The following is an 8,155-nucleotide window of genomic DNA, read 5'->3' as shown; positions in this document are numbered from 1 at the left end:
TTTTGGAGCCGCAAAGCGGTGGAAAAATTGTCCGGCAACAGCGGCTTGTTATGTTTCATTTCTTCGGCACGTTCATTAGCATTTCGGTCAGGCGGCTGATCTCAGCTTCGTTGATGCAGCCGAAGACCTCCTGTAACCCACTCAGGGCTTGGATCAAGAAATGTGCGAATTCGTGAAGTCTTTGCGGAATGCTCCCTTCTGAAGGACCATCTCTTGCTGACAGTACATTGCCGGCTGCATCTTCCTCTGCATAGTCCACCAACGCCCTTGGCGTAGTGTGTGCAGCAGCGCTGACAATCCGGCACATACTGTCGTAAATGTGTTCGCATCCAATATCCGTAGCATATTTGTAGCTGTTGAATGCCTGGATTTTCTCTCCCTCTACCCTCGCTTTGAGGTCCGTCCTGTGCTTCTCGGAAATGCCCTCGTTTGCTGGCTTGAACAAATCCGTCGAGTGCTTTCTATCGGCGTTGATCAGCTTCAAACGATTGGCTTCATCCGACTTGAAGAACTCAGTCACAAACTTTTCGTTGGAACACACGTTTCCGAAAACAAAGTATGCATCTAAAAATGTTCTGAACAGACTATCCGCCTCGGTGCTCATGCCATGCTGCATCACAACGTATGCAGCTTCTGCAATTTCCAGAAGCCGAACTGCCAATATCAGGCTGATGACTTTCTGCTTATCTGCTACCGATTCCTGGCTGACAACCTCACGAGAAGATGCAAAGCAACGAAAGCTGCCGATTGTTTCAAGCAGCGCGTCAAAGCCGGCCTGATTGGAGGATGTGAGTTCAGCCGCCACAGCTTGGCCGACTGGTGAGAGGTAACCACTACCTATTATCTTCACCGCACTCTCCATGAAACATAACGCCAAAGCTCACCGGCGGCAATGGAGCGCAGCGGAATTGCCGTCCGGTGCAGCGCCTTGTTCGGCTTGATTTCCTCAGTCTTCATATGGGTCGCGCTTAGCTTCGCGTTCAGCCAGTCGCTCATATTGTTCAGCGAACTCGCGCATTGCCGTAGCAAACCGCGTATAGCCTTTGGAATCGAGCTGTTCCGCCTTCTCCCGATTTTCGCTCGCAAGCCTGCGCTCCTCTTGCCCGTGAGTGAATCCATGAACTCCACGATCGTTGAAGAGTTGAGTAGTGAAGCCAGAACGCATTTCCCCTGTGTCGCGAAAGTTCAACGCTGTAGCGACCGCGTTATGAATCCATAATCCATCGGGGTCCGGGGGAGCACAGGTTAATACATGGCCAATTTGAATCTGAGCAACTTCCGCATGTCCTGATTCTTCTGTTAACCTACGCGCTTCGTTGAGCCACACGTTAAACACCTCCGCGCTGAACGTTCCATCATCTTGGCTTCCTGGACAACGCTTCCATTCCGTGAGAAGTTTGTATGCGTTCTTGGCGAGGTGCTTCTTCTGTTCGTCAGGATCGTCGCAATCATCCGCGTTGGTATTTTTTGAGCGAAAAACGAGCCCAATAGCTTCCGCAAAGAAAGCTGGATCAGAGGCAAGTCGCTTTTCCAGAGTGACCGGTGATCCAGATGAGAATCGATCCAGCCACGGGAGAAAATTCCATTCAATTCGGAAAAGAGAGTCCTTGTCAGCCGTTTCGGATTCCTGAAGATGCTTTATCAATTCAACCGTCCGGTAGTTGTCCAACTCCTCAATTCCGCGCTCACTCCCAAGGACCGCCAGAAGAGTGCGCGTGGCGAGAGATTCATTGAACTGCGACCTATCATCTGCCGTGCGAGCGACGCACATGACTGCCGCCCCTTCGCGTCCATATTCAAGCAGTTTTTCAATAGCTACCGTCAAGTCGCGATCTGGGCCGTAGGGATTTACCTTCGCATTTTTCCAATACAGTGCCTCGTGAGAGGCGGTCAGGTGCGATGAAGCCCTATTCCATATTTCCTCTTCAAAAGGAAGGAGGGTTAGGAACTTAGATTGGTGCTCTGGAGACCACGCTCTTCCAAGAACTGCATCCACCCACTCAGTCTTGAGTTTCCAGAAGCGAGCCCAAATGAATCCGGCAACTACTCGAGCCGTTATGTCGTCCTCAGAATCCAACAGCAAGGGCAGTATCGACCCCTCCATTTCATCGGATGCGATCACGCCGAGCGCTCGACCTACTTCGTAAGGAGCGGCGACCATTGCAGCGAAGTTAAAGGCGGCATCGACATTACTGTCACCTATGATTTCAGTAATGGCAGTTTGTCGTGCTTCATCGAGTCGCTTTCGCTGCTCATCGTAATTTCCCTTTTCGTCATACAGATCAAAATCCCTGCCACCAAAAAGGTGATGGTACTTAAATGCAGGCGAGGTTGGTGCTAGCGTTTGCGCAGTTTCCGCGATCTTGTTGACCGCATCCTCTGGGAGTGCCCAATCTGCATCGAAAAATTTCCGGTGGTGCCTAACCAACTCATCGAGGTTTTCCCAAAGAGGCAGGCGATCCGCCTCAGGCAATGATACAACCGCATCCGAGCTCAGGTGTTCGAGCAGGCTTTCGTGAGCTGACTTTGGTAAATCAGATAGCCTTTTGATAAGCTCGCAGAGTTTACCTGAATCACTCTTTGCTAGGGCAACGGCGAGGTCGGTGAAGGCAGTGATCTGTTCCCAGTATTCGGTTCTTAGGACACCGTCTTTCCAATCCCTCGGAATGAAGTCACGCCAGACAGGGCGATGACACCCACTGGTGAACCCGTGGGTGTGCGGTAATAGCGCCAAAAGAAGCTTCCAACCCACAACGGGTTGTTCCCTTATCACAGCCTCAACGGCCGATTTACGCTTTTCAAATGGCGCTGTGGTCTGTACATGCCATGGCAAGAAGATATCTGCCAACGAGTTCGAAGGGCGATTCGCCCAGTTCCCACCGGGATCGAATGAGGCAATATCGGCGAGAATCACTGAAACGCGGGAGAGGAATTCGGGACTCCACGCCAAGGTTTCTAGCGCCCAAAGAAGTCCGCTCATATAATTCCAGCCGCCCAATCCACCTCCTCCCTCTTCGGCAAAGATCTTATGGAAGGGTGTGTTTTCTAGATCGACAAGAACAGACTCCACCGCATCGAGGAACTCGTCGGGCGCAGCTTCTGCTAGAAGCGGCATAATTGAATCCAGACTAGCCCAGCGATCCCAGCTCGCCTTGTTTAATAAATCGCGCACAACTAGGATAGCGGTGGACTCCGCTTTCCCTTCGCTGCACGAAGTCAATACCTTTGGACGACTTCCAATCAATGCCAGTGTCTCAGCAACTCCCTTCCTAATCAGGTGTGAATGAGTGAGCACTTTGCCATGAATACTCGCGGCAAATCGCTCTTCCTTGGGAAGGTCAAACTTGGGGTCTCGCTCCCCCAGGACACTAACCGCCGTCTTCTTAAACCTATCTAGATCATCATCGGTAATCCGACCCCCGAGAGAACCCCACGCTTCACCACGAGCAACAAACCGCCACTTTTCGTCATTTTGAATCAGGGGAGAGTCCGAACGAAGCGTGTCAGGTCTCAGAATCTCGATCCACTCCCCGTACCCTTTTCCCAACAACATTTCCAAGGCGGAGCGATCTGCGGGGCTTGATCCATCCCATTTCCCAACTAGCCCTGCTTGCGCGATGAGAGTCGCATTGTCCCATGTGGCGTATGGCGGCAGAGTTCCGTAGCCTCGCAGATGGCGGCGAAGAGCGGAAATTCGGTCGCCTCCAATCCTGGCAAGTTCTCTGGCGCGTATATCGGTGTATCCTGATTCTTTGAGAACCGACTCGATTTGTGATTGCGACGGACTCCTCAGCTTTAGGATTTCCGGGCTACTCCCTGACCATGCGCCACAAAGAGGCACGACCACTGCATGGCCCTTACGACGGGCTATTGACTGAAGTGCTGCACCCTCCTCGGTTTCCAGCCCGAGGCGAGGGTCCGCAACTAGAACGTGAGGGGATCGGGTCTCAACGATACTCCGCCAAGCTTGTTCGTCGTTAATGTAAAGACAACGATTGCTGAAGGTCCCAGATGTGTCCGGGTCCAGCCCCGCAAGAAAAGCCGAGACGAAATCGGCGACATCTTGCGGACTCTCGGCGAAGAGCATGAGAACCTGCGTCTTTCCTTCAAATAGTGCCTGCAACGCCTCACATGCCCCTGGCCTTCCGACGGTAAATAGTTTGGGCAGGAAGGGCGGATCGTCAGCAGCGCACTCCGCAATTAGATCGTCCCAGTGTTCGGTTGCAGTCGATAGCCCTCCGAGATTCCCCGTTAGATTCAGTTTTTTTGCTAACCACTTTCCGATGGCAGGATATTCTCTTAACCAATCGGCGAGCTTAACGCCGTCTATGACTCGAATCAGTTTCCATCCTTTATCTTTCCTTCGTTCCAACCACTTCGTTTGCTCGGGTTCGTTCCAACCCCCTGAGCCCGATGAGCGGGGAGTCACGAACACAAACGAGGAATCTGCGCGTTCCTTATCATCGATTTCGTCGGTTCGCTTTCTGAAATCATCAGTTGCCTTGCTCTGAGGGTCGGCTCCAGTTCCGATTTCCCAATACGACTTACCTTTTGGCACGAACTCGAGAAACCCCTCATCTGTTTCAACCATGCCGTCCCAACCAGGCTGGTTCACAGCATCCCCGTAAGGGATTCTACAAACGACAAGATTTGAGTAGGACTGCTTAACAAGCCAGTAAACAAGCTCTGGAATGACCGCTTGGCTGTCTCTTGTAGGCGCGTAACGGTCTAGGTCGCCTGCTTGAACGATGTGGGTGTGGTCCATGCTTACACTTCCTTAGATCTATATGGCCTGAATAGCGATAGCGTCCATTTCTATCCTTTGATTAGGCGTGATTGATGAACCTATTCGCCGAACGCCGCCAGCACGCGCGGCTTTGTAGTGGAGGCGAAGCCGCAACGGAAAAGCCGTCGCTGTGCCTGGCCTTGTTATGGCCCCGAACTCAGTCAACGATCTCCGGTATCATCTGAAATCTATTGTGTGACAACCGCATTCGGTGTACATCGATACCTTTTGCTCTTGCGATGTCCACTATTATTCCTTCATCTTCTTTGGATATTTTGGACCCTAGGTATACCGCCTTAGGCACTGGCATATAATAGTTCATCGGCGGATCACTGGGACTCATTGGTATGATCATTCTCCATTCGTGCTCATAGCTCCAATCTTTTGCCTTATGAATCGCTGATATTATTCCGAAAAGATTGTTGAATGAGCCTTCTCGGCTTTTCTCCATGAAAAAACCAGATGCATCAAACAGCTCGTCATCATACAGCACTGGCCATAAGCACCTTGACCTGATATCCGTAACAGGCAGCTCCGAAAAATCATATTCAATCGCGAAACCCGTATGGTTAGCGGAGTAATGAGACCACATAAGCATCGAATCCATGCGCTGGCTGAATGAACAAATCTTATAGCCCTGCTTAACTGCAGCATTGAACCTTTCGTTCATTTCAATGATGTTATTTTCAGCGACTTCTTTACACACCTCATATAGCTTATCGACCATGTCCGGAGTTACAGATGAGCCTTCATGGTTGGCGGCTAGCTCTATCATTGCCTTAAGTGGATCATCTGAGGTAGACAAGACATTCATGTTGTCTTCAGTGAAGAAGTTATCACCTTTACCACTCGCCTGCTTTTCTATGGACTTCAGAAAGAGAGAGTCCATATAGCCGCTACTAAAGTCAAAACACAAGGACGAGTCATAAGGATCATTGAAGTTAGTAGCGTGCGTACACCAGGCAGAGTCTTCTTTGAGGTTGCTTAAAGCATATTCGTTTACTGACCTGTATTTGTAGAGACTTCTGGGAATATGCTGTTTTTTAAGTTGTATCGCAGCCTCTACGTCGAGATCTTTCTGACGGTAGCTAAAGAAGTACCTCCGAAGATTTTGGATCCAATCTTCTTCCATTTAAACTCCCAGAATCTCTACGCCATAACAGGTATTAGACAGCACGCTCGTTTATTGACTTGAACGCGCAGGCACGTTTAACAACATTATGCCGCACGCTACTTTCACCATAACTTACTGAAAAATAGGCACGTTAAGTATAGCTTGGCTGTATAACACCAATCATAGTGACGGCTGCATAACACCGATGAACGTGCAGGCAGCCTTTTCCTGCATGGCCGCTTTGGGTCGATAGCGGCCGCCATTCCACAAGCTCCGTCACCTTCCTAGCATCGAAAGCAAGCCGCCCAGCAATCGACTGCATCTCGTCAATCGGACACTCATGGCTCCAAGCTTCATCATCAATATCGGGCAGCGAGTCATAGGTTGTATCCGGGCAATGGGTCACGGTGGAGGACACCGAGAGCGTCGACATATCCACACTTGCTCGCGGAAGCTCTTTTTGAAATTCAGGTCTCAGTGAATAACCGCGCTCGCGTAGCTCAATGGCATTGCGGGTATCGGCGATCAGCGTGTCGTCAGCAAGGATACGCACCCGCCGAGAATGCGGATGCAGGGTAATGCGGGGTTCAGCGGTGCGGTCGGCCATCGGCAGTCCCCTGCTGGTGGGCTGATATCTCAGCCTATAACGAGGGATTCAGAATGCCACCGCTTGAAGCCAATTTCACTTAGGCTTTTGATCTAGGTCAGTCTCATGAGAATCGTCTGCTCAGCATCTACCTAGGTGTGCGGTACTCTTGCTGACGTGGTACGTCACGGCGTGTTCAAGAGTTCCATATGCAGCAATGGGTAGGGCTTGCCCAGCCCGTCGAGCGGTGAGCGGTCCCTGACGACAAACCCCTTGTGCTGGTAGAAGCCCAGCGCCTGTGGGTTCTGTTCGTTGACGTCTACCCGGGTGGCACCCTTGGCAGTTACCGCGTCATCCAGCAGCAAGGCGCCGATGCCTTCGCCGCGCGCATGAGGTGCGATGAATAGCATCTCGATATTGCCGTCGTGAACACCACAGAAACCCAGAATCGCACCGTCCTCACCTTTGACGCACGTTAAATCGACGGCACCGAAATACTGCTCGTAAATCAGTGGTTTCAGCTCCAGCAGGTCCTGTTCGCGCAAGAAATCATGCGTTGCCCTGACCGATGCCTCCCAGACATTCAGCAGCTCACGATAGTCTGCTTTCCCTGCGCTCTCGACCTTCATCAAATACTCACTATTGGCGTCATGTATGGCTACCGCGCCTATAAAAGACGCCATGCCGCTTGCCGGTGTCAAATCATGAAGGGGGAACACGGGCACGCGGATCATGCCTCCCCCAGGCACTGACCCGCGAACGCCTGGAACGCGGGTGTCTCGTAGCTGCAGCGCCACAGCAGGCGCGTGGTGAAGGTGCACATCGCCGGCGTGACCAGGCCGTCCACCACGCGGCTGACGCCCAGCACCAACAGGCGCTGAGCGTAGACCGCTAAACGAATCCTCAGGGCGTAGCCGCCTGCACTCCGCCGCGTATCAGTGAGGCAAACGTTGCCGCCGCTTCGACCTCGCTGCAGCTACCCCGCACCATTGCCGCCGAAATCGCATCCCCCGCGCCGATCAGGGCGATGCAGCGCCGGTCGAGCTCCGCGTCGGGCAGGGCGGAATAGGGCTTCAGCGCGGCCGCGAACAGCTGGACATAGTTGTCGAGCAGTTCCTGGTAGACCGTCTCTTTCTCTTCACTCCCCGTCAGCGCGGCCCCGATGGCACGCCACTCACCGCTGGTATCGGCATGGCAGTGCACGTGGGCCGCCGCCAGCAGCGAGGCGGTTTCCTCGAGGCTTCGCTCCTCGCTCGTCAACGTCTCGCGAAGCGCGTCCGATTGCCGGCGGTCGATCAACTTGTACAGCTCGATCAACAGCGTCGAGCGCGTGCCGAAATGGTCGTAGGCGACCGGTTTGGAAACCCCGGCACGCGCCGCCAGGTGACCCAACGTGAGCCGATCCGCCCCTTCTTCGCGCACGATGCGCTGTGCCGTATCCAGCAGCTGGCGGCGCCGTTCGGGCCCGGAAAGCCGCCGCTGCCCCGTTGCCTCTCTTGTCTCGCGTGTCGTGCGCTTCACGGCCCACCCTTTCCTTCGTGTTTTGGCATGTTGAAAACCTACCATGAGTAGGCTAGCGTTACCACAACCTACTCATGGTAGGTTTTATTCATTCAACTCGGAGACTTCTCATGTCAGCCGCCCCCCTACTGCTCATCGGCGGTGCTGC

Annotated in this window: 7 protein-coding genes; all 7 read right to left on the bottom strand. The window is 52.9% G+C overall.

Features of this window, described 5'->3' with window-relative positions; all coding sequences use genetic code 11:
* Nucleotides 1-55: 55 nt before the first annotated feature.
* The 7 genes from D0901_RS18360 to D0901_RS18335 all read right to left on the bottom strand — a co-directional run bounded on the left by D0901_RS18360 (nucleotide 56) and on the right by D0901_RS18335 (nucleotide 8,007).
* The gene (locus tag D0901_RS18360) at nucleotides 56-850 is read right to left on the bottom strand and encodes a DUF5677 domain-containing protein (RefSeq protein WP_129141752.1); all 795 of its coding nucleotides are present in this window, start codon (nucleotides 848-850) and stop codon (nucleotides 56-58) included.
* A gap of 96 nt (nucleotides 851-946) precedes the next feature.
* Nucleotides 947-4,765 (bottom strand): hypothetical protein, encoded by a 3,819-nt coding sequence (locus D0901_RS18355; protein ID WP_129141751.1) that lies wholly within the window; start codon nucleotides 4,763-4,765, stop codon nucleotides 947-949.
* Between the two features lie 178 nt (nucleotides 4,766-4,943).
* A complete protein-coding gene (locus D0901_RS18350; RefSeq protein ID WP_129141750.1) occupies nucleotides 4,944-5,918 on the bottom strand; it encodes a DUF2971 domain-containing protein in 975 nt (324 codons plus the stop codon).
* A 133-nt stretch (nucleotides 5,919-6,051) separates the two neighbouring features.
* Nucleotides 6,052-6,507, bottom strand: coding sequence for a DUF427 domain-containing protein (locus tag D0901_RS18345; protein ID WP_129141749.1), 456 nt, complete (start codon nucleotides 6,505-6,507; stop codon nucleotides 6,052-6,054).
* A gap of 164 nt (nucleotides 6,508-6,671) precedes the next feature.
* Nucleotides 6,672-7,115, bottom strand: a complete 444-nt coding sequence (locus D0901_RS18340) for a GNAT family N-acetyltransferase (protein ID WP_129141778.1) — start codon at nucleotides 7,113-7,115, stop codon at nucleotides 6,672-6,674.
* A gap of 101 nt (nucleotides 7,116-7,216) precedes the next feature.
* A complete protein-coding gene (locus tag D0901_RS21000; RefSeq protein ID WP_162500913.1) occupies nucleotides 7,217-7,354 on the bottom strand; it encodes a hypothetical protein in 138 nt (45 codons plus the stop codon).
* A 35-nt stretch (nucleotides 7,355-7,389) separates the two neighbouring features.
* A complete protein-coding gene (locus tag D0901_RS18335; protein WP_203234903.1) occupies nucleotides 7,390-8,007 on the bottom strand; it encodes a TetR/AcrR family transcriptional regulator in 618 nt (205 codons plus the stop codon).
* Nucleotides 8,008-8,155 lie beyond the last annotated feature (148 nt).

The sequence above is a fragment of the Modicisalibacter coralii genome (assembly GCF_004117855.1).
GTDB lineage: Bacteria > Pseudomonadota > Gammaproteobacteria > Pseudomonadales > Halomonadaceae > Modicisalibacter > Modicisalibacter coralii.
Note: the sequence above shows the minus strand (reverse complement) of the source record. Positions and strands in the feature narration are given on the sequence as shown.

Excerpts from the sequence above, each read along its gene's own strand:
- D0901_RS18345 (WP_129141749.1), bottom strand. The coding sequence starts at position 6,507 with ATGGCCGACCGCACCGCTGAACCCCGCATTACCCTGCATCCGCATTCT.
- D0901_RS18355 (WP_129141751.1), bottom strand. The coding sequence starts at position 4,765 with ATGGACCACACCCACATCGTTCAAGCAGGCGACCTAGACCGTTACGCG.
- D0901_RS18340 (WP_129141778.1), bottom strand. The coding sequence starts at position 7,115 with ATGAAGGTCGAGAGCGCAGGGAAAGCAGACTATCGTGAGCTGCTGAAT.
- D0901_RS18350 (WP_129141750.1), bottom strand. The coding sequence starts at position 5,918 with ATGGAAGAAGATTGGATCCAAAATCTTCGGAGGTACTTCTTTAGCTAC.